The organism is Pseudomonas sp. WS 5079 (assembly GCF_012985465.1).
Lineage (GTDB): Bacteria > Pseudomonadota > Gammaproteobacteria > Pseudomonadales > Pseudomonadaceae > Aquipseudomonas.
In genome coordinates this window covers 118,478-139,147 of record NZ_JAAQWN010000006.1, presented here as the reverse complement: position 1 = coordinate 139,147, position 20,670 = coordinate 118,478, and the positions used below count along the sequence as shown (strand labels likewise).

General features: G+C 61.9%; 17 protein-coding genes. 8 read left to right on the top strand and 9 right to left on the bottom strand.

Annotation, left to right across the window (positions count from 1 at the left end):
- Positions 1–66: 66 nt before the first annotated feature.
- From mksF to mksB, 3 genes are read right to left on the bottom strand one after another with little or no spacing between them, the layout of a single operon-like run.
- Positions 67–2,907: an Mks condensin complex protein MksF gene (gene mksF, locus HBO05_RS17265; RefSeq protein WP_172313538.1), complete on the bottom strand. Its 2,841-nt coding sequence runs from the start codon at positions 2,905–2,907 to the stop codon at positions 67–69.
- Positions 2,904–3,605: an Mks condensin complex protein MksE gene (mksE, locus tag HBO05_RS17260; RefSeq protein WP_169954804.1), complete on the bottom strand. Its 702-nt coding sequence runs from the start codon at positions 3,603–3,605 to the stop codon at positions 2,904–2,906. Before mksE ends, mksF begins: the two co-directional genes overlap by 4 nt.
- Positions 3,595–4,872, bottom strand: coding sequence for an Mks condensin complex protein MksB (gene mksB / locus HBO05_RS17255; RefSeq protein ID WP_169954805.1), 1,278 nt, complete (start codon positions 4,870–4,872; stop codon positions 3,595–3,597). The genes mksE and mksB overlap by 11 nt, the downstream gene beginning before the upstream one ends.
- Before the next feature lie 229 nt (positions 4,873–5,101).
- On the opposite strand from mksB, the gene HBO05_RS17250 reads away from it, so the two are divergent.
- Positions 5,102–5,848: an energy transducer TonB gene (locus HBO05_RS17250; protein ID WP_169954932.1), complete on the top strand. Its 747-nt coding sequence runs from the start codon at positions 5,102–5,104 to the stop codon at positions 5,846–5,848.
- The gene (rimI, locus tag HBO05_RS17245) at positions 5,841–6,293 is read left to right on the top strand and encodes a ribosomal protein S18-alanine N-acetyltransferase (RefSeq protein WP_005784514.1); all 453 of its coding nucleotides are present in this window, start codon (positions 5,841–5,843) and stop codon (positions 6,291–6,293) included. Before HBO05_RS17250 ends, rimI begins: the two co-directional genes overlap by 8 nt.
- 134 nt (positions 6,294–6,427) lie before the next feature.
- On the opposite strand, the gene HBO05_RS17240 is transcribed toward rimI, so the two are convergent.
- On the bottom strand, positions 6,428–6,832 hold the full coding sequence (locus HBO05_RS17240) for a serine kinase/phosphatase (protein ID WP_172313536.1): 405 nt from the start codon (positions 6,830–6,832) through the stop codon (positions 6,428–6,430).
- Between the two features lie 138 nt (positions 6,833–6,970).
- Between HBO05_RS17240 and can the strand changes: the two genes are divergently transcribed.
- Complete coding sequence (can, locus tag HBO05_RS17235; protein WP_169954807.1) at positions 6,971–7,615, top strand: carbonate dehydratase; 645 nt, start codon at positions 6,971–6,973, stop codon at positions 7,613–7,615.
- Here can and HBO05_RS17230 read toward each other — a convergent pair.
- From HBO05_RS17230 to HBO05_RS17215, 4 genes are all read right to left on the bottom strand, one after another.
- The gene (locus tag HBO05_RS17230) at positions 7,612–8,136 is read right to left on the bottom strand and encodes an SET domain-containing protein-lysine N-methyltransferase (protein WP_169954808.1); all 525 of its coding nucleotides are present in this window, start codon (positions 8,134–8,136) and stop codon (positions 7,612–7,614) included. The genes can and HBO05_RS17230 overlap by 4 nt on opposite strands.
- A gap of 170 nt (positions 8,137–8,306) precedes the next feature.
- On the bottom strand, positions 8,307–9,476 hold the full coding sequence (locus tag HBO05_RS17225; protein WP_169954809.1) for a hypothetical protein: 1,170 nt from the start codon (positions 9,474–9,476) through the stop codon (positions 8,307–8,309).
- A gap of 290 nt (positions 9,477–9,766) precedes the next feature.
- The gene (locus tag HBO05_RS17220) at positions 9,767–9,976 is read right to left on the bottom strand and encodes a hypothetical protein (RefSeq protein WP_172313534.1); all 210 of its coding nucleotides are present in this window, start codon (positions 9,974–9,976) and stop codon (positions 9,767–9,769) included.
- A 185-nt stretch (positions 9,977–10,161) separates the two neighbouring features.
- Complete coding sequence (locus tag HBO05_RS17215; RefSeq protein ID WP_169954810.1) at positions 10,162–11,580, bottom strand: TIGR00366 family protein; 1,419 nt, start codon at positions 11,578–11,580, stop codon at positions 10,162–10,164.
- A 183-nt stretch (positions 11,581–11,763) separates the two neighbouring features.
- Between HBO05_RS17215 and HBO05_RS17210 the strand changes: the two genes are divergently transcribed.
- Entirely contained in the window at positions 11,764–13,047 is a 1,284-nt protein-coding gene (locus HBO05_RS17210; RefSeq protein WP_172313532.1) for an MFS transporter, read from the top strand.
- 285 nt (positions 13,048–13,332) lie between these two features.
- Positions 13,333–14,229, top strand: a complete 897-nt coding sequence (locus HBO05_RS17205) for a cation diffusion facilitator family transporter (protein WP_169954812.1) — start codon at positions 13,333–13,335, stop codon at positions 14,227–14,229.
- Between the two features lie 3 nt (positions 14,230–14,232).
- Here the strand turns inward: HBO05_RS17205 and HBO05_RS17200 are convergent, their stop codons facing one another.
- Positions 14,233–14,907: a heavy metal response regulator transcription factor gene (locus HBO05_RS17200; RefSeq protein ID WP_172313530.1), complete on the bottom strand. Its 675-nt coding sequence runs from the start codon at positions 14,905–14,907 to the stop codon at positions 14,233–14,235.
- Between the two features lie 182 nt (positions 14,908–15,089).
- Here HBO05_RS17200 and HBO05_RS17195 point away from each other — a divergent pair, with 182 nt between their 5' ends.
- The 3 genes from HBO05_RS17195 to HBO05_RS17185 are packed head-to-tail and all read left to right on the top strand — an operon-like array spanning position 15,090 to position 20,662.
- Positions 15,090–16,313, top strand: coding sequence for a TolC family protein (locus HBO05_RS17195; RefSeq protein ID WP_169954814.1), 1,224 nt, complete (start codon positions 15,090–15,092; stop codon positions 16,311–16,313).
- 17 nt (positions 16,314–16,330) lie between these two features.
- Complete coding sequence (locus HBO05_RS17190) at positions 16,331–17,494, top strand: efflux RND transporter periplasmic adaptor subunit (protein WP_172313528.1); 1,164 nt, start codon at positions 16,331–16,333, stop codon at positions 17,492–17,494.
- A gap of 18 nt (positions 17,495–17,512) precedes the next feature.
- On the top strand, positions 17,513–20,662 hold the full coding sequence (locus tag HBO05_RS17185) for a CusA/CzcA family heavy metal efflux RND transporter (protein WP_172313526.1): 3,150 nt from the start codon (positions 17,513–17,515) through the stop codon (positions 20,660–20,662).
- Positions 20,663–20,670 lie beyond the last annotated feature (8 nt).

Here is a 20,670-nt window from a genome sequence, read left to right as displayed (position 1 = left end):
CAGGAGCCACAAAAAAGGCCGCGATCCAAAAGATCGCGGCCTTTTTAATGCCCTGCTAGGCGCCGATCAGACCTCATCCAACTGCGGCTCATCCGCCTGAACATTGATCGTCGCCTTCACCACATCATGGCGGCGGATGTACTTCCAGTCCGCCTCATCGATGTAGATCCCGTTCGGCCCGCTGCCGCCTTCCAGGTCGATTGCCACCTGGGCGGAAACCTGCGGCTTCACACTGGCCAGGATCGGCACAAAGCCCAGTTGCAGGCTGGTCTCCAGCAATGCTGCCTGGTTCTTCTCATCGATATCCGCCGCCTCGTCGAGGTAGTACGGCAGGCGCACGCGACCGGCCTGGTCGCGGTCCATCAAGTGCAGCAACAAGTACATGTTGGTCAGCGCCTTGATGGTCATGGTGGTGCCGTTGGACGCAGCGCCATCGATGTCGGTGTGAATGATCGGCTGGCCGTTGACCTTGGTAATCTCGAACGCCAGTTCGAACAGGTCCTTGAGCCCCAACTGGTTGTGGTTGGCGGCCACCAGGCGTGCCAGGTATTCCTTGGCCTCTTCGTTTTTGTTGTCCTGCTCGGCGCTTTGGCTGAGATCGAACACCGACAGGGTTTCGCCTTCCTCATACTGACCGGCACTGTGAATGATCTGGTCGATATGCTTGAGCGCTTCCTTGTTCGGCGCCAACACGATACGGAAGCTCTGCAGGTTGGATACCTGGCGCTTGTTGATCTCGCGGTTGAACAGGGCCAACTGATGCTCGAGGCTGTCGTAGTCGCTGCGGATATTGCGCAAGGTCCGCGCGATATCAGTCACCGCCGCGCGGCGCGCCTTGCCCAGGGTCAGGGCTTCGTCGGTGCGGTGCGCGTAAGCATTGATCAACAGGTGCAGGCGGCGCTCCATATCGTCTTCGCTGTCGAACTTGGCCACGCCCTTGAGGCGCACCTGGGCGTACAGCGCGTCGATCTGCCCGTCGGCGCGCAGCAACCCCTGCCAGCTGTCCTGATAGTCATTGAGCAGCGGCAGCAGATTGTCCATGGAGTCGTCGACCGGATCCATGAACGGCGTGCCAAACGGCAAGTCGGCCGGCAACAACTGGCGACGGCGCAGGGCGTCATCCAGGGTGCGCTGCTTGGCTTCCATATCGCCGATCTGGCGGCCGACCAGTTGCAGCTTGGCCGACAGCTGCTGCACACGTTCGGTAAACGCATCGCTGGAGCGCTTGAGTTCATCCTGGGCGGCTTCCATCTGCGCCAGGTTTTCCAGCTTCTCGCCTTCCTCGGCACTCAGGGTCTGGGCGCGACGGTAGTCTTCCAGGGCTTTCTGCGCATCGAGTACCTGCTGGTACAGCGCTTCGGTCTGGGTCTTGCTTGCCGCGCGGTCAGAGGCCACCGCCTGCTGGGTCTTGAGTTGCTTGAGTTCTTTTTCCAGGCGCTCCTTCTGGTCGCGCAATGCCGCGCGATCCGCGAGGGCCTGCAAGGCAGGGGGCTCGATGTGCGAGATGTCGATGGACAGCCCCGGTACTTCAAAGCGCTCGCCCTTGAAGCCATCGAGGATCAGCTCCAGGGATTTTACCCACTGGCCGTCTTCATCCAGGGTGATGCCATGCTCGCCCAGCGGCAGGCTGAACAACGAACTGTTGAACAGACGCATCAGACGCTCGACGTCCTGCTGTGAGAATTCTTCCCGCAGCTTGGCGTAGCTGTTGTTGTCGGCGTGATCGAGTTGTTGCTTGACGGACTTCAGGCGCTTTTCCAGGTCGCGCAGGCGCTCATCCAGGTCCTCGGCGCTGAACTGTCGCGATTGCGCGAGGGCGCCGGCCAGTTCGTCGTGGGCATCCTTGGCCGCCAGCAGTTGCTGCTCCAGGACCTTGACGTCATCCACCAGGGCAAAGCGATGCTTGAGCACCGACAACTCGCCCAGCCAGCGCTGGATGCCGCTGATTTCCCGCTCCAGGCGCATCAGCTCCTGGGTGCCGCCGCGCTGATCGTTCTGCAGCGCGTCCTGCTCGTTGCGGTAGTGTTCGGCCTGGATTGTCAGCTCTTCCTTGCGCGCACTGGCGTAGTCCGACCAGGTACCCAGCAGCGAATCGAGCAGCGGCGACAGGCGATGCAGTTTGCCGCGCAGGATGTCGCGCTGTTTCACGCCATTGGCCAAGGCCTCGACCAATGGGCCGGCGGCTACCAGTGAGTTGTAGTCCTGCTCCATGCGTCGCACATCGCGGAACGCTTCTTCACACGCCGCAATGTAATCCACACTGCCCGAGCGCAGGCTGTGCTCGAACGCATCGAGGAACAACTGCTTGAGTTTGGCCGCGGTGATTTCGCGCATGTGCAGCAGGTTGATAAACAGTGCGCGGAAGGTCTTCAGGCTCTGCTCGCTGGTGGAGCGCAGCGGAATCAGGGTCAGGTCCAGCGGGATCGAGGTATGGCCACCCACCAGCAAGCGCCGCAGCTCGTCGGGCTTGAGCTCATAGGCCTTCAGGCCCTCGCGCTCAAGGTTGGTGAACAGCTCTTTCTGGCGCAGGCAGGTGTCGTTCTTCTGGTAGTGGGCCAGGTCCAGCTTGCCGGCGTAGGCAAAGAACTGGTGACCGAAACCACCGCCCGGGCCGCGGCCGACCACGCCGATCACATGGGGGCCGTGGGGCAGGGAGACTTCGACGAGGATGTAGCTGGTGTCGGTGGCGAAGTAGAAGCGCCGCGACTGTTCCAGGGTGTACTTGCCGAAGCTCATGTCCGACATGCGCGCCAGGATCGGGAACTGCAAGGCGTTGATCGAAGCCGATTTACCGAGGTTGTTTGCGCCATACACCGACAGCGGCTCTTCCAGCGGGAACAGGCCCAGGCTGTAGCCGGCGGTGTTCAATAGGGCGAAGCGGCGAATGCCATAACGTTCCTTGCTCATGCATCGGTCTCCTGTTCTTCGGCAATGGCACGGGCGAGGGCATCTTCTTCACTTTCAAATTCGCTCAAGTCCAGCGGGTCATCGGTCTGCAGCAGCTTTTCATCACTGTCTTCGTCGATGATCACCGGCGCCGGCAACGGCAGCACACTATGGACGCTGGCCGCCAGGTCGCGGTCGGCCTGGACCGACAGGCACACGTCGAGGAAACGGTGCATCGGTGGCAGGAAGCGATAAACACCGTTGTCTTCACCGGCAAAGCCGAGCTGGGTCATGCGGCGCATGATTTTTTCTTCCAGCTCCTCAACGGTCTGTACTTCGGCCTGGATAAACAGGTCGCGGTATTTCTCCAGCAACGAGGGCAGCTCATCGCGGCCCAGGCTGCCACCGTCGAGCACGGCAATCGGGTCGCGGCCCTGGTCGGCCAGGTGTTCGACGATGATGAAGGTGAACAACGCCAGGCGCTGCGCGGTCTTGTTCACCTGCGCGGCGGCCACGGCGGTGTCCGGCACGAAGTAATAGAAGCCACGGGTATCGCATACCAGCTCAAAGCCCAGGGCCTTGAACAGCGTGCGGTACTGGTCCTGGAAGTTCGACAATTGCGCGTACAGCTCCGGGTCGCGGCGGCTGACGTGGTAACCCTTGAACAGCTCGCGAAAGATCGGCGCCAGCTGGGACAGTTCGGATAGATCAAGATGCATAGGGTGTGCTCGCAGAATTCTCGGCTACGTCGGTGCTGGCCGGGAGCAGGGCGAATGAGCGCAGGCTGACCTGGTGCTCGTGAGTGTGGTAATCCCGGCGTTCCAGGCGCTCGCGCTTGAAACGCTTCTCCCGCGACAAACGCGAGAACCAGTACAGCAACTCGTCGGTGGCCCCGTCCGGTTCCTGTTCCAGCAGCCAGGTCATCAGGTCCGGCATCGGCAGCGCGTCTTCGCAACGCTCCAGCATCTCCTTGACCGTGCGCGGTGCACGCTGGGCTTGGCCCTTGTGGGATTTGTGGGCCTTGGGGAACCGCGCAGGCTTGGGTTCGAAATTCGCCAGGGCATACACATAGGCTTCGACCTGGCTGGCACTGCCGAGGAAGGTACTTTGTGGCCGGGTGAACATCGGCATCGCCGCTTGCGGCACCGCGTCCAGGCCCTTGCGCCGGATCGCCGAGAGGGCCAGCGCCGCGCCACGGGTCACGGCGTTGTGCCGGCGTGCCTCTTCGCGCAGCGGCAGCAGCAGCTCGCGGGCATGACGCAGGGTCAGTTGGGCGCTGGTCTGCATTTCGAGGATGCGCGCGTGGGTGCGCAGCAACATATCGTCATCCACCAGGTGGCCCAGGCGCTGTTGTTCGGTGAGCATGCGCAGCAGCACGTTCTCAACCTTGCGCACGCCTTGCTCGAAGGCACCGTCGGCGTTCACCAGTTGGATCATCGGCTCGACGTACTCGTCCCAGGTCGCCAGGACCTCGGCATAGCGCTGGCGCAACGGGATCTGCCGGTCGCTGGTCTTGGCGCGGTCGGCCACGGCCGCGAGGGCCTGTTCGTCATTGGCGAGTTTTTTCAGCACGTCGCGCACGCGCATGTCCAGCAGCCGCAGTTGGCGAGCCAGGTCATGGCCGTCGCGGATGTCGAAGGCGTCCTGGATATAACCGGCCAGGCGCTCGAGGTGGCGCAGGTAGGCTTCGATTTCCAGGCACAGGCCTAGCCGGTGCTCCTTGCGAAGATAGGCCAGGAAGTCATGGATCTGCGCGTTGAGCTCGAAACGGTTCGGGCTCTTGGCGACAGGCACCAGGATATCCAGGCGAATCCACACGTCCAGCAGGCTGGTGATGTCCTGTGGCGTGCTGTCCAGTTGTTGGGCGGCCAGTTGCGCGCGCAACTCGCCAAGGCTCAGGGTGCCTTGGTCGAAGTGTTCGCACAGTGGCTCAAGCAGGGCCCAGTGTTCGGCGAGGGCGCGCAAGACGCGCTTGGGTTCGATCATCGGAATGGCCGGCTGGTTGGCGAATTAAAAGCAGCGATTGTACTGCATCAGGCGCGGGATTTATCCACAGCCGGTCAGGGCGCGTTCGCGATGGGCGGTCAGCAATGCAGAGAAAATCATCAACGGTGGGCGATCGTCGTCGAAGGGCGGTAGAATCTGCGCTCTTTAGTTATCCACAAGTGGTCGCGCCTTGCTTATCGAGTCCCGACGTCGCGCTTACTTGACCGCCATGCAGGTGGTCAACTGGCTGCCGCGCACCGAATTGCCCTTTGCCGCCCCGTCGCGGCCCGAACTGCTGCAGCCGCTGGAACCGTTCGAGCCATTCGACGCCTCGGGCGAGGAAGCGGCGCCGCCGGTTGCGCTGGTAAAGCCTGTGGCCGAGGTGCCTGTGCGGCCATCGGAGCGGGTCAAGATCGAAGTGCCACGCCCTTCGGCGGCGCCCAAGCCCGCTGCAGTGGCCGACGCTGCCCCGGTGGCCAAGGCCCCGGTCGTGCCGCCACCGCGTTTTGCCCTGCAATTGCTGCGGGCCGGGCGTTGCCTGTTGCTGGTCGAGCTGCCCACCGGCGAACGTTTCCAGGCGCGCGACCCGGCCTACCTGCTGCTCAAGGACATGCTGCGCGCTGCCGGCCTGCCCGACAGCCCGCAGATCGTCGGCGAGCCGGTGCGCTGGCCGTTGCTGGTGCGCGGCAATATGGACCAGGGGCCGGACGCCGCGCGTGACTTCGTGCAGGGCTTTGTCTCGGCCCGCCTGGAAGATGAACCCTGTGTGTGCCTGTGGCTGATAGGCCTGCCGGCCGTGCGATTTGCCGGCGAAGCCAACGCCGAGGCCTGGTACCGCGAACTGCAGGTCGAAGGCCTGGGTTCGGTCTGGGCCTTGCCGGGCCTGGAATTATTAATGGAAGAGCCACAGCGTAAGGCTGATGTCTGGCAAGCCATGCGCCGGCTGATGGCGCGCTGGAAAACAACCGATGAGTGAGGCTTTATCCTTCCGCCCGATGACCGAGGCTGACCTCGACGCCGTGCTGAAAATCGAATACGCGGCGTTCAGCCATCCCTGGACCCGTGGCATCTTTCTCGACGGGCTGGGCAAGTACCAGATCTGGTTGATGTTCGAAGGCGAGCAGCAGGTGGGCCACGGCGTGGTGCAAATCATCCTCGATGAAGCGCATTTGCTGAACATCACCGTCAAGCCGGAAAACCAGGGCCGCGGCCTGGGCCTGGCGCTGCTGGAGCACCTGATGTCCCGGGCCTATGCCGCCAGTGCGCGGGAATGCTTCCTGGAAGTGCGCGATAGCAATACCGGGGCATTCCGCCTGTATGAGCGCTACGGTTTCAACGAAATCGGCCGTCGCCGCGATTACTACCCGGCCGTCGGTGGTCGCGAAGACGCCGTCGTCATGGCCTGCACCCTGGTCGACTAAAACACACGATCCCGTGTGGGAGCAGTCTTATGTGGGAGCTGGCTTGCTTGCGATAGCGGTGGTGAATCCAGCGCCGCTATCGCAGGCAAGCCAGCTCCCACACCGCCATGCTTCACCCTAGGTGTGGCGCTGTGTCAGCGGTTACCGTCGACCGGATCAATGTCCGCCAACTCAGCCTCATCCAACCCATTACCGCCGCCAATCTCGTCCTCATCGACGATACTCAGGTCCCAATCCGCCTGCTCGCCTTCACCTTCTTCGCGGGCATCGCGCGCGCCATCTTCATGGATCAGGGTTTCGGGGCTCATATCATCATCCGTGGGCTCATGATCCGCCGTCGAAGCGCCGGTCATTCCGGCCTCGCGCACCCGCTCGTCGGGCATCAGGTGCTCGCGCTCTCCACGCGGGATCTCCTCGCCGATTTCCGCCGTTGGCTCTTGCTCGTCAAAATCCAGCTCGCGCATCGAGCCCATGCGATCTTCGTTGTCATCAATCGGTGCCGGCGTCGGGGCGCCGTAGGGACGTCGTGATTGCGTCATGGCCAATCCTCATACTGTGGGGCTTATAGTGGGTGGACAGGCCCGGCCTCCCAAAGATTCAAGCTAATTTGCGTGAGGCGTGACCTGGGCGAGAGGTTGTCAGTCACAAAACTGCGCATCATTCCTGAGGCTTTCCTGATGAACGAACTACAAGACCTGCTTGATAACAACGAACGCTGGGCGGATGCGATCAAACAGGAAGATCCCGAATTCTTCGCCAAGCTTGCCCGCCAGCAGACCCCGGAATACCTGTGGATCGGCTGTTCGGACGCCCGGGTACCGGCCAACGAGATCGTCGGCATGCTGCCGGGCGACCTGTTTGTGCACCGCAACGTGGCCAATGTGGTGCTGCACACCGACCTCAACTGCCTGTCGGTGATCCAGTACGCGGTGGATGTGCTCAAGGTCAAACATATCCTGGTCACCGGCCATTATGGCTGCGGCGGCGTGCGTGCTTCGATGCAGGACCGCCAGTTCGGCCTGATCGACGGCTGGCTGCGTACGATCCGTGACCTGTACTACGAGAACCGCGAAGTACTGGCCCAGTTGCCCACGGAAGAAGAACGCGTCGATCGCCTGTGTGAACTCAACGTCATCCAGCAAGTGGCCAATGTCGGTCACACCAGCATTGTGCAGAACGCCTGGCATCGTGGGCAGAGCCTGTCGATCCACGGTTGCATCTACGGGATCAAGGACGGCCGCTGGAAGAGCCTCAACGCCACCATCACCGGGTTCGAGCAACTGCCGCCGCAGTACCGCCTGCGCCCGATCGAGGCCATTTAATAGCGTTTGCGCTGGCGCCACTGTTCCATGAACAGTTGGCCCTCGGCGTTCAAGGGCTCTTTCATGCCGGTGATCCAGCCTCGGCAGTTGCCGGCGCCGCAACGGCACGGGAACTGCCGGAACAGCACGTCCTCGGTGCTGGCGTAATCCATGGTCAGCAGCGCGCCGGGGCGGATCGCCTGGATCGACCACAGCTCCAGTTCGCTGATATCGAGGAACACATTCGGGTCGCATGAATGCAGGAGCAAGCCGCTGAACCAGGGGTCGTACAAGTGGATGCGCGAAGACACCTGCAGCGTGTGCAAGCGCCGTTCGCTCAGGGCGTGCCCGGAAATCTTGGCGATACGCACTCGGCTGTCGAAGGCGACCTTGGCCTTGATCCCGGTTCCACGTCCGTTGCGGGTGCGCACCACCTCGAAGTCACGACGCGAGGGGTAACCTTTTTTCGCCAGCAGTGTTGCGAAGGGATACAGACAGTCACTCGCGGCCGCAGGTGCTTCTTCCATGACTTGGGTTTTCATAGGGCTCCTTGTCGGGCTGCATCGACCTCCTGATATTGATTAGACTGCCGGTCTTGCAGCAAATGGGCACCGTCCAAGATTTACGCAAAAAAACGCCGATAGCTACTGTCAAATCTGACAGTAGCTATCGGCGTTTTTTCGCGTAAGACAATGCTGATAAAGCCAGGAACCTACAGGGCCGGCGCCGGCACAGAGGCTTCTGGCATGGGGCTTTTCAGGCGCTTGAGCTGGGCCTTGATCGACGCGTTGCTACATTTTTCCTTGGCCTGCTCGGCGGGCAGCTCTCGCACCGAGGTATAGAACAATTCACAGGTCTGCTCCTTGCGCGTCACCTGCCAGGTATTCATGCAACCCTTGAGCAGCACATTGGGGTCGCTGGCGGGCTGCTGGCCCATTCCAGCCTGCCAGCAGGCGGCGCTCAAGTCCTGGCCCATGACTTTCAAGCCGGCCTCGTCGGCTTTCTGTTCGTCACCGCCGTAGCTGGCCGGGTCGGCGGCGTACCAGATGTAACTGGGGTGATTGGCCCCCAGTACGGCGACATAGCTGCCCTCGGCCGGGCTGATCTGCCCCAGGCCCAATACCCCGAGAGTTTGCCCGTACTGTTGCTGGATCCAACTGCGTACCGGTGCGCCGAAGGCGACCATGGGCAATGAGCCTGTGGGGTGCAGGCTCAACTCGCGGACTATCCGGGTCTGGTACTCGGTGAAGTAGCCATAGACCCCTTCCAGGTCCTTGCCAGCCGTGGAGGGCGCGGCAATCGGCGCAATATCGATGATGGTCTGGTATTCCGGGGTCTGGGCCGCCGCTATGCCATTGGCGGTCAATAACGTGGCCCAACGGTCGGTGGTGGCCGACTCCAGGTAGTCCTGGTAATGGGTCAGGGAGTAGTCGGGCGGGAAATGCATCAACTCGATGCTCTTGCGGTTCTCCAGGGCCATGCCCAGCGGCAGGAACAGGTACCAGCTAAATTGCCATTTGCCATCGCGGTTCAACTGGCTGGCGCCTTCATAGGCCAGGTCGGCGGTATTCAACAACGCGGTCAAGGGCTGGCCATAGCCATCGGGTACACCGGTAAAGTGCGCGCGCACCTGATCCTGCTGGGTTTTCACACTGACCCTGGCCCGACTGTAGCCATCACGTTGCAAACTCTGGGTCAGGTAGTGTTCAACTGTCTGTTCCAACGTCAGCGGCCGAAAGCAGATCACACTGCAATTGTTGGGGTAGGCGAACAATTGCCTGACCCGTTGCGCAGTGCCCAGGTCGAGTTCGACATCGGCTTGTACGACCGTGCTCACACTAAGTGCGACAAGGGTGAAGGACAGCCTGGTCAGTTTAAACATGCGTGTTTCCTTGTCAGCTAAAGCCCGTCTGCGCGGGATGAATGCCTACCCTCACACAGTAGCGGCTGACCGGGAAAATGCGTCGGCAAATGCGGTTTTTTTGTAGGGCTTGGCCGCCTCTCATATATCGTGACGTGCAACGCATTGCTTCGGTTATCCATGGGATTGCAATTAGACCCGAGGTAGTTGCAACATTTGTAAGTGTTCAATATGGGCTGCGAAGCCGGAATGCTTGATGACTTTCACAGCCTCTATAAAAAGTTGATGCCTTTAGACTTGGCTAACAGAAATCAGCCTTTAAACGATACAACAGGCTTGAAAAGATTTTTGTTAGGGTTTGACTCTGCAAAGACTATTCTTCCCGCCGGTTGGCCGAAAGCCGATTTGAACTGTTTGAATTTTTTTAGCTGGGGGTTTTGCTGTTGGCTGGCTTCTTGGGTGTTGCCCGTTTGAGCACTGTTTTGAGAGGCAGACATGGTAGTTGTAGGCGTGATATTCATGGGCGCTCCAGTTATAGCTCTAAATAATTTAGTGGTGGTCTCTTAGTTAAGTTGAAGATTGTCTGGTGCTACTAAAAGACACCATGTAGGTGGTTTTACAGTAGTGCTGGGTTCCCTCCGAGGAAAAAGGCGCTCAATGTCGGCCTGGCTGCACCCGCCACAACGACGGGCGCAACGTCCAATGACTAAGGCATCACCGGCGGCATGTACTTCAAGGTCGTCCCCAGCGCCCACAGTAAAAACAGCACCAGCGGCGTGTGCACCAGCAGTTGCACAAACGAGAAACCAATCAAGTCCCGTGCCTTGAGTCCCAGTACGCCGAGTAATGGCAGCATGTAGAACGGGTTGATCAGGTTCGGCAGGGCCTCGGCGGCGTTGTAGATCTGCACGGCCCAGCCCAGGTGATATTGCAGGTCATTGGCCACCTGCATCACGTACGGCGCCTCGATGATCCATTTGCCGCCGCCCGATGGGATAAAGAACCCCAGCACCGCCGAATACACGCCCATCAGCAGCGCATAGGTGTCGTGGGAGGCGATGGAGGTGAAGAAGGTCGAGATATGGTGGGCCAGGGTCTGGCCGTCACCGCCCTTGACCACGGTCATCAGCGCCGCGATGGAGCCGTACAGCGGGAACTGGATCAGCACCCCGGTGGTGGTCGGCACCGCGCGGGCCACGGCGTCGAGGAAGCTGCGCGGGCGCCAGTGCAGCAAGGCGCCGGCCATGATGAACAGGAAGTTATAGGTGTTGAGCCCCGAGATCGCGCTGATCGCCGGCTTGGTCGAGAACTCATGGAACAGCCAGCCGGCAGCCAGCAGCGCCAGCAAAATGGTCAGCAGCGGGCTGTGTTCCAGCCATTCTCCCGGACGACTTGGCGGTTGTGGCTTGGGCAGGTTGAATGCCGGGTCTACGCCACACGCCTTGGCGTCACGGGCCGAGTTGGGGCCCGGTGCGGTGACGTAGGCGATGATCAGCGACACCACGATCAGCGCCAGCAACAGTACCCCCGATTGCCACAAAAAGATGGTGTCGGTGAAGGGAATGGTCCCGGTGATCGCCAGGATCGAAGGCGGCAGGCTGGCCGGGTTGGCCTGCAATTGTGCGGCCGATGACGACAACCCCAGCGCCCACACGGCGCCCAGGCCTAGATAGGCCGCCGCGCCGGCCGCGCGATAGTCCATGCGCAAATCCGTGCGCCGGGCCAGGGCTCGCACCAGCAACCCGCCGAACACCAGGGACAGGCCCCAGTTGAGCAACGAGGCGACCATCGAGATCAATGCCACCCACGCCACGGCCGAGCGGCCGTTTTTCGGGATGCGCGCCAGGCGGTCAATCAACTTCACGGCGGGCGGCGAGCTGGCGACTACATAGCCGCCAATCACCACGAAGGCCATTTGCATGGTGAACGGGATCAGGCTCCAGAAACCATCGCCGAAGGCCCTGGCTGCTTCGGTGGGCGCGGCGCCCATGCCCAGGGTCGCCACGGTGACAATGATCACGGCGAGGGCGGCAAACACCCAGGAGTCAGGAAACCAGCGTTCGGCGAAATTCGAGCAACGCAGGGCGAAGCGGGCATAACGGCTATCTTCGATAGGATCGGCCACGTGGGATTACCTCTTGTAGTTATTTTGGCAAGGTATCGCCGCATCTTGGCCCACGGCCATTTATTTGGGAATGTTGTTATTTTCATGGATCAATGAGTAAACCCAATATATCCGCGGCGATTGCCAGGATCCGGTCCAGCTCATAACCTGCACGCCATTTTGTCTGTCTGCCGAGCTTCTTTCATGACTGCCAGCACTTATCCACAGGCGCAGCGTTTTTCCCGCTCCGACTACAAGACCCTGGGCCTGGCCGCCTTGGGCGGTGCCCTGGAAATCTACGACTTCATCATTTTCGTATTTTTCGCCCTGACCTTGAGCCAGCTGTTTTTCCCCCCGCAAATGCCCGAATGGCTGCGCCTGCTGCAAAGCTTCGGGATTTTCGTCACCGGCTACCTGGCGCGGCCATTGGGCGGGATCCTGATGGCGCACTTTGCCGATCACCTGGGGCGCAAGCGCGTGTTCAGCCTGAGCATTCTGATGATGGCCCTGCCGTGCCTGCTGATCGGGATCATGCCGACCTACGCACAGATCGGCTATTTCGCGCCGCTGATCCTACTGGCGCTGCGGGTCTTGCAGGGCGCGGCGGTGGGCGGTGAAGTGCCCAGCGCCTGGGTCTTCGTCGCCGAACACGCGCCGGCCAACCACCGCGGTTATGCCTTGGGTTTCCTGCAAGCCGGGCTGACCTTCGGTTACCTGCTGGGGGCATTGACGGCGACCTTGCTGGCGCAGATGTTCACCGCAGAACAAATCCTGGATTACGCCTGGCGCTTCCCGTTTCTGTTGGGTGGGGTGTTTGGCGTGATCGGTGTCTGGCTGCGGCGTTGGCTGAGTGAAACCCCGGTGTTCCTGGCCATGCAGGCGCGCCGCCAGGCCGACGCCGAACTGCCGCTGCGCACGGTGTTGCGCGACCATCGCCAGGCGTTGCTGCCGGCCATGTTGCTGACCTGTGTGCTCACCTCGGCGGTGGTGGTGCTGGTGGTGATCACGCCGACCATGATGCAGAAAACCTTCGGCATGAGCCCCAGCCACACCTTCGCCCTGAGCGCACTGGGCATCGTCTTCCTGAACATCGGTTGCGTACTGGCCGGCCTGCTGGTGGACCGCATCGGCGCCTGGCGCGCGGTACTGGTCTACAGTCTGCTGTTGCCGGTGGGCATCGCCGTGCTCTACGCCAGCCTGATCGCCGGCGGCGTGTGGCTGGGCGCGGCCTATGCCATTGCGGGGTTGAGCTGCGGAGTGGTGGGCGCGGTGCCATCGGTGATGGTCAGCCTGTTTCCAGCGCAGATTCGTGTGTCGGGTATTTCCTTTACCTACAACATTGCCTACGCGCTGTGGGCGAGTACTACGCCTTTGATGCTGATTGCATTGATGCCCAGCAGCCCGTGGATCTGCGTTTTTTACTGTGTAGTGATGGGCGCAGTCGGCGTGGCCAGTGCATTGCGGTTTGGCCGGCGCCCGGTGTTTTAACGCCGCCGCATTCCCCTGTGGGAGCGGGCTTGCTCGCGAAAGCAGTGGGTCAGTCAACATCAATGTTTGCTGGGCCGACGTCTTCGCGAGCAAGCCCGCTCCCACAGGGGATCTGCGCTTAACTGACTGGCATTGGGGCTTGAGGGTGTACCGCTATCCCAGGCAAGCCAGCTCCCCCATGTGGTTAACACCCCGCTGGCAGCGTTATGACAATTGTGAAATCCATACCAAAGGTTTCCCCTTATCGCTCTATGATCAGCGCACATCCCCCCACGAGGAATCGCCATGAGTGCAGGACACAGCCACGCCACCGTACGCGCCGGCCACGAACGCAAGTTATGGCTAGCCCTGGGCCTGACCGGCAGTTTCATGATTGCCGAAGTGATCGGCGCCTTTGTCACCGGCAGCCTGGCGCTGTTGTCCGACGCCGCGCACATGATGACCGACACCCTGGCCCTGGCCATCTCCCTGGTAGCCATCCAGGTCGCCAAGCGCGCCGCTGACCGCAAGCGCACCTTCGGTTATGCGCGTTTTGAAATCCTCGCCGCCGCGTTCAACGCGTTGCTGCTGTTCGGGGTGGCGTTCTACATCCTCTACGAGGCTTACCTGCGCCTGCAGGCTCCGGCCGAGATCCAGTCCACCGGCATGCTGGTGATTGCGGTGTTGGGGCTGATCGTCAACCTGATCTCCATGCGCCTGCTCAGCGCGGCCAGTGGCGAGAGCCTGAACGTCAAGGGGGCCTACCTGGAGGTCTGGAGCGACATGCTCGGCTCCATCGGCGTGATCATTGCGGCCGTGGTGATCATGCTCACTGGCTGGGCCTGGGTCGACTCGGTGGTGGCCGCGGTGATTGGCTTCTGGGTCGTGCCCAGAACCTGGACCCTGCTCAAGGCCAGCATGAATGTGCTGCTGCAAGGCGTGCCGGACGGCATCGATATCGACGCGGTCGAGCAAGCCATCTGCGCGGTGCCTGGGGTCAAGGAGGTGCATGACTTGCATATCTGGGCCCTGACCAGCGGCAAGAACGTGCTCAGCAGCCATCTGGTGGTGGAGCCGGCGCTGGGCAGCGAGCAGCAGATCCTCGCCCAGGTGACCGAGTTACTGCACGAACAATTCGATATTTCCCACGTCACCATCCAGATCGAAGGCGAGGGTTTTCATCCGGAACCTATCGCGCACTGACCGCTATTCGCGGTCTTCCAGCACGTAGCCAACCCCGCGCAAAGTGTGGATCAACTTGCGCTCGAACGGGTCGTCGATCTTCGCCCGCAGGCGGCGGATCGAGACCTCGACCACGTTGGTGTCGCAATCGAAGTTCATGTCCCACACAAACGAGATGATTTGCGTGCGTGACAGCACCACGCCGCTCTGGCGCATCAGCAGGTGCAACAGGGCGAATTCCTTGGTGGTCAGGTCAATGCGCTGGTTGCCGCGAAAGGCCCGGTGGCGACCCTGGTCCAGTTCCAGGTCGGCCACCCGCAGCACGTCCGGCACCGCCGCCTCGACGCTGCGGCGCATCAGGGTGCGGACCCTGGCCAGCAGTTCGGGAAACTCGAAAGGCTTGACCAGGTAGTCGTCGGCGCCCAGTTCCAGGCCTTTGATTTTGTCGGCCAGGCGGCCTTGGGCGGTGAGCATCATGATTCGCGTGTTGCTGGTCTGGCGGATCCGCTGCAGCACATCCCACCCGTCCATGAGCGGTAGGTTCACATCCAGAATCACCAGGTCATAGGTGTGTTGCCGCGCCAGGTATACGCCGTCGGCGCCGCTGGCCGCGCAATCGACCACATAGCCACTTTCGCTCAGTCCCTGATGCAAGTACTCGGCTGTTTTCAGTTCATCTTCGATAACCAGGATGCGCATGTCGAGGGTGCCTCGGTGCAAGGGAAAGTATCTGCAATCGCCGCGAAGGTTAAAGCAAAAGCCCGGACCAGAGCCTTTGCTAACGGATTTGTAATGTTTCGGCCACCCCTCTGATAAGTAGCGAAAGTTACATTGCCCCTGCTTGGATTTGTCCGCCAACTCATGGGTGTGGAACGCTTGTTATGCCAACGTTTTTAAGAACAATTGTGTGCTCCGTAGTGGGGGTCTTGGCGATGGCCCAAGTGGCAAGCGCCCAGACCCTGACCCTCGAATCGGCCCTGCAAAGTGCGTTTGCCGACAACCCGGACCTGGCCGCTGCGCAATGGGAAATCGACATCGCCCAGGGCGGTCGGCAGCAGGCCGGGCTGATCCCCAACCCGGTGGCCTCCTGGGACGCCGAAGACACCCGCCGCAGCACCCGCACCACCACCGTCAAGCTAAGCCAGACCCTGGAGCTGGGCGGTAAGCGCGGGGCGCGCATCGATGTGGCCTCGCGGGCACAAGATGCGGCGGCCCAGGAGCTGGAACAGCGGCGCAATCTGTTGCGGGCCGAAGTCATCGATGGCTTTTATGGCGCGCTGCGGGCCCAGGAACGCCTGGAGCTGGCGCAACGCTCAATGGCGCTGGCCGAGCGCGGCCTGGTGGTTGCCAATGGCCGGGTCACGGCGGGCAAGTCGTCGCCGGTCGAAGCCACTCGCGCCCAGGTGCAGGTCTCGGAAATTCGCCTGGAGCGCAGCCGTGCCGAGATTGGCGTGAGCGATGCCTATCGCCGCCTGGCCGCCATCACCGGCAGCGCCAACATCAGTTTTGAGCGTGTCGAGGCAGGTGCCGTGAATACGCCAGCGCTGCCTTCGGCCACCCAACTGCTGGCGCGCCTGGAGAGCACCGCCGAGCTGCGCCTGGCGCAGTTGCAAATCCAGCAACGGGAGGCCGGCCTGGGCCTGGAAAAGGCCCAGCGGATTCCCGACCTGGATATATCCATCGGCAGCCAGTACGACGCCAGCGTGCGCGAGCGGGTGAACCTGGTGGGCGTGTCGATGCCGATCCCGCTGTTCAATCGCAACCAGGGCAATGTGCTGGCCGCCAGCCGCCGAGCCGACCAGGCCCGGGACCTGCGCAACGCCACCGAGCTGCGCCTGCGCACCGAAACCCGCCAGGCCCTGGACCTGTGGGCGACGGCCAACAATGAGGTGAGTGCCTTTAATAAAGTGATCCTGCCCGCCGCCCAAAGCGCAGTGGACAGTGCCACCCGCGGCTTTGAGATGGGCAAGTTCAACTTCCTCGATGTACTCGACGCCCAGCGCACCCTGATCGCCGCCCGTACCCAATACCTCGCCGCACTCGCCCAGGCCACCGACGCCTGGGTGCGCATCGAACGGATTTACGGCGACCTCGCCCGCATTTGATCTTTCAGGAGTTCCCCATGAACAAACAACAAGGCCTGGCTTTGGCCGTCGCAGTGGCCATTGCCCTTGGGGCGATGGTGTTTTGGCCGGCCACCAGCGTGGCGCCCCAGGCACCGGTCGTAAGCGTCGAAGCGCCGGAGGAAGAAGAGGAAGAGGGTGTGCTGGTGCTCAACGAGCAGCAGATCCAGGCTGCCGGTATTCAATTGGCCAAGGCCCAGCCCCGGCAGATCAGCACACTGCTGTCGTTACCGGGCGAGGTGCGCTTCGACGAAGACCGCACCTCCCATATCGTGCCCCGTGCCGCGGGTGTGGTGGAGTCGGTCAAGGTCAACCTGGGCCAGAAGGTCAAGCAGGGTGAGCTGTTGGCCGTGATCGCCAGCCAGCAGATTTCCGATCAGCGCAGCGAGCTGGCGGCCAGCGAACGCCGGGTCGAACTGGCGCGCACTACGTTCCAGCGCGAGCGTCAGTTATGGCAGGACAAGATCTCTGCCGAACAGGATTACCTGCTGGCCCGCCAGACCCTGCAAGAAGCCGAGATCGCCCTGAACAACGCGCGGCAAAAGATGAACGCCCTGAGTGGCAGCACGGTCCTGGCCGGCGGCAATCGCTATGAATTGCGCGCGCCGTTTGCTGGCGTGGTGGTGGAAAAACACCTGGGCGTCGGCGAGGTGGTGAGTGAGACCAGTGCCGCCTTCACCCTGTCGGACCTGTCCCAGGTGTGGGTCACCTTTGGCGTGTTTCCCAAGGACTTGAACAAGGTCCAGGTGGGCCGGCCGGTCAAGGTCAGCTCCACGGAAATGGGCACCGACGTGATGGGCACCGTGGCCTATGTCGGCAACCTGCTGGGCGAGCAGACGCGCACCGCGACGGTGCGGGTCACCGTGGCCAACCCCGACGACTCCTGGCGCCCCGGGTTGTTCGTGGCGGTGCAGGTGGCGACGGATAGCTACTTGGCAGCGGTCAGCGTGCCGGTGGATGCGATCCAGACCGTGGAAGACAAACCCTCGCTGTTTGTGCGCACCGCCGAAGGCTTTGTCACCCGCCACATTGAACTGGGTGTCAGCGAAAACGGCTTTGTCGAAGTGCGCCAGGGCCTGGAGGCCGGCGCCCAGGTGGCGACCGTTGGCAGCTTCGTCCTCAAGTCCGAGCTGGGCAAGGCCTCGGCCGAGCACGCCCATTGATCCTGCGAGTGATTCCCCATGTTTGAACGTCTGATTCAATTTGCCATCGAGCAGCGCATCATCGTGCTGCTGGCGGTGTTGTTGATGGCCGGTGTCGGCATCGCCAGCTACCAGAAACTGCCGATCGACGCAGTACCGGACATCACCAACGTCCAGGTGCAGATCAACTCGGCGGCGGCCGGCTTCTCTCCGCTGGAGACCGAGCAGCGCATCACCTTCCCCATCGAAACCGCCATGGCCGGCCTGCCGGGCTTGCAGCAGACCCGCTCGCTGTCGCGCTCGGGCTTGTCCCAGGTCACGGTGATCTTCAAGGACGGCACCGACCTGTTCTTCGCCCGCCAACTGGTCAACGAGCGCCTGCAAGTGGCCCGCGAGCAACTGCCGGACGGCATTGAAACAGCGATGGGGCCGATTTCCACGGGCCTGGGGGAAATTTTCCTGTGGACCGTGGAGGCGCAAGACGGCGCGCGCAAGGAAGACGGCTCGGCCTACACCCCGACGGACTTGCGGGTGATCCAGGACTGGATCATCAAGCCGCAGTTGCGCAACGTGCCCGGCGTGGCCGAGATCAATACCATCGGCGGCTTTGCCAAGGAATACCAGATCGCCCCGGACCCCAAGCGCCTGGCGGCCTACAACCTGACCTTGAGTGACCTGGTGACGGCGCTTGAGCGTAACAACGCCAACGTCGGCGCCGGTTATATCGAGCGCAGCGGCGAGCAGTTGCTGATTCGCGCGCCGGGTCAGGTGGCGTCCATCGACGACATCGCCAATATCGTGATCAACACCGTGGACGGCACGCCGATCCGCGTGCGCAATGTGGCCCAGGTCGATATCGGCCGTGAGTTGCGTACCGGCGCGGCCACCGAAAATGGTCGCGAGGTGGTGCTTGGCACGGTGTTCATGTTGATCGGCGAAAACAGCCGCACCGTGTCCCAGGCGGTAGCGAAAAAACTCGAAGAGATCAACCGCTCGCTGCCCGAAGGCGTGGTCGCGGTCACGGTCTACGACCGCACCAACCTGGTGGAAAAAGCCATCGCCACGGTGAAGAAAAACCTCTTCGAAGGCGCGCTGCTGGTCATCGTGATTCTGTTTTTGTTCCTCGGCAACATCCGCGCGGCGTTGATTACCGCGATGGTGATCCCGCTGGCCATGTTGTTCACATTTACCGGGATGTTCACCAACAAAGTCAGCGCCAACCTGATGAGCCTGGGCGCACTGGACTTCGGGATTATCGTCGATGGTGCGGTGGTGATCGTCGAGAACGCCATCCGCCGCCTGGCCCATGCGCAGCAACGCCATGGCCGCCTGCTGACCCGCAGCGAACGCCTGCACGAAGTGTTCGCCGCCGCCAAGGAAGCGCGCCGCGCGCTGATCTTCGGGCAACTGATCATCATGGTGGTGTACCTGCCGATCTTCGCCCTGACGGGCGTTGCCGGGAAAATGTTCCACCCTATGGCATTCACCGTGGTCATGGCCTTGCTGGGCGCGATGATTTTGTCGGTGACCTTTGTCCCGGCGGCGATTGCGCTGTTTGTCACCGGCAAGGTCAAGGAAGACGAAAACTGGGTGATGCGCAATGCGCGCCGGGGTTATGCACCGGTGCTGGATTGGGTGATGGCGCATCGTACCTGGGCGTTTGGCCTGGCGCTGTTGACCATCGTGGTGTCTGGCGCCGTGGCCACTCGCATGGGCAGCGAGTTTATCCCCAGCCTCAGTGAAGGTGACTTCGCCCAGCAAGCCTTGCGCGTGCCGGGTACCAGCCTCACGCAGTCGGTGCAGATGCAGCAGCAACTGGAGAAAACCTTGATGGAACAGGTGCCGGAAATCCAGCGGGTGTTTGCCCGCACCGGCACCGCAGAAATCGCCTCCGACCCGATGCCGCCGAACATTTCCGACAGCTACCTGATGCTCAAGCCCAAGGACCAGTGGCCGGACCCGAAAAAATCCCGCGAGGCCTTGATCGCCGATATCCAGCGCGCCAGTGCGATTGTGCCGGGCAGCCAGTACGAGTTGTCGCAACCGATCCAGTTGCGCTTCAACGAGCTGATTTCCGGGGTGCGCAGTGACGTGGCGGTGAAGGTGTTTGGCGATGACCGGGACGTGCTGAACAAGACCGCCGGGGAAATTGCCGAAACCCTTCAGAAGCTCAATGGCGCCTCGGAAGTGAAGGTGGAACAGACCTCCGGCCTGCCGGTGCTGACCATCAATATCGACCGCGACAAGGCCGCGCGCTTTGGCCTGAACGTGGGCGACGTGCAAGACACCATCGCGGTGGCCGTGGGTGGGCGCCAGGCCGGCACGATGTATGAAGGCGACCGACGCTTTGACATGGTGGTGCGCTTGTCGGAAACCTTGCGTACCGATATCGAGGGTTTGTCGCGGCTGTTGATCCCGATCCCGGCGCTGGCCGGCAATACCACGGGGCAACTGGGCTTTATCGCCTTGTCGCAAGTGGCCAGCCTGGACCTGGTACTGGGCCCGAACCAGATCAGCCGCGAAAACGGCAAGCGCCTGGTGATCGTCAGCGCCAACGTGCGCGGGCGGGATATTGGCTCGTTTGTCGCAGAAGCCGAACGAGTGATGGCAGAGCAGGTGAAAATCCCTGCCGGCTACTGGACTACCTGGGGCGGCCAGTTCGAGCAACTCAAGGAAGCGTCCGAGCGCTTGCGGGTGGTGGTACCGGTGGCGTTGCTGCTGGTGTTCGGATTGCTGTTCATGATGTTCAACAACCTCAAGGATGGGCTGCTGGTGTTCACCGGGATTCCCTTCGCGTTGACCGGCGGGATCATGGCGCTGTGGCTGCGGGATATTCCGTTGTCGATTTCCGCCGGGGTGGGTTTTATCGCGCTGTCGGGGGTGGCGGTGCTCAATGGCCTGGTGATGATCGCGTTTATCCGCAACCTGCGTGAGGAAGGGCGCTCGCTGTCGGTGGCGATCAACGAAGGCGCGCTGACCCGCTTGCGCCCGGTGTTGATGACCGCGTTGGTCGCGTCCCTCGGGTTTATCCCCATGGCCCTGGCCACCGGCACCGGCGCCGAAGTGCAGCGGCCGCTGGCGACGGTGGTGATTGGCGGGATTATTTCTTCGACGCTGCTGACGTTGCTGGTATTGCCTGCGCTTTACCACTGGGCCCATCGCCGCGATGAAGAGCAGGCAGCGTCTTGATCGCGGGG

Bases quoted from the DNA above. Each gene is read 5' to 3' on its own strand.
- mksF (WP_172313538.1), bottom strand. From the start codon at position 2,907: ATGAGCAAGGAACGTTATGGCATTCGCCGCTTCGCCCTATTGAACACC.
- mksE (WP_169954804.1), bottom strand. From the start codon at position 3,605: ATGCATCTTGATCTATCCGAACTGTCCCAGCTGGCGCCGATCTTTCGC.
- mksB (WP_169954805.1), bottom strand. From the start codon at position 4,872: ATGATCGAACCCAAGCGCGTCTTGCGCGCCCTCGCCGAACACTGGGCC.
- HBO05_RS17250 (WP_169954932.1), top strand. From the start codon at position 5,102: ATGCAGGTGGTCAACTGGCTGCCGCGCACCGAATTGCCCTTTGCCGCC.
- rimI (WP_005784514.1), top strand. From the start codon at position 5,841: ATGAGTGAGGCTTTATCCTTCCGCCCGATGACCGAGGCTGACCTCGAC.
- HBO05_RS17240 (WP_172313536.1), bottom strand. From the start codon at position 6,832: ATGACGCAATCACGACGTCCCTACGGCGCCCCGACGCCGGCACCGATT.
- can (WP_169954807.1), top strand. From the start codon at position 6,971: ATGAACGAACTACAAGACCTGCTTGATAACAACGAACGCTGGGCGGAT.
- HBO05_RS17230 (WP_169954808.1), bottom strand. From the start codon at position 8,136: ATGAAAACCCAAGTCATGGAAGAAGCACCTGCGGCCGCGAGTGACTGT.
- HBO05_RS17225 (WP_169954809.1), bottom strand. From the start codon at position 9,476: ATGTTTAAACTGACCAGGCTGTCCTTCACCCTTGTCGCACTTAGTGTG.
- HBO05_RS17220 (WP_172313534.1), bottom strand. From the start codon at position 9,976: ATGAATATCACGCCTACAACTACCATGTCTGCCTCTCAAAACAGTGCT.
- HBO05_RS17210 (WP_172313532.1), top strand. From the start codon at position 11,764: ATGACTGCCAGCACTTATCCACAGGCGCAGCGTTTTTCCCGCTCCGAC.
- HBO05_RS17205 (WP_169954812.1), top strand. From the start codon at position 13,333: ATGAGTGCAGGACACAGCCACGCCACCGTACGCGCCGGCCACGAACGC.
- HBO05_RS17200 (WP_172313530.1), bottom strand. From the start codon at position 14,907: ATGCGCATCCTGGTTATCGAAGATGAACTGAAAACAGCCGAGTACTTG.
- HBO05_RS17195 (WP_169954814.1), top strand. From the start codon at position 15,090: ATGCCAACGTTTTTAAGAACAATTGTGTGCTCCGTAGTGGGGGTCTTG.
- HBO05_RS17190 (WP_172313528.1), top strand. From the start codon at position 16,331: ATGAACAAACAACAAGGCCTGGCTTTGGCCGTCGCAGTGGCCATTGCC.
- HBO05_RS17185 (WP_172313526.1), top strand. From the start codon at position 17,513: ATGTTTGAACGTCTGATTCAATTTGCCATCGAGCAGCGCATCATCGTG.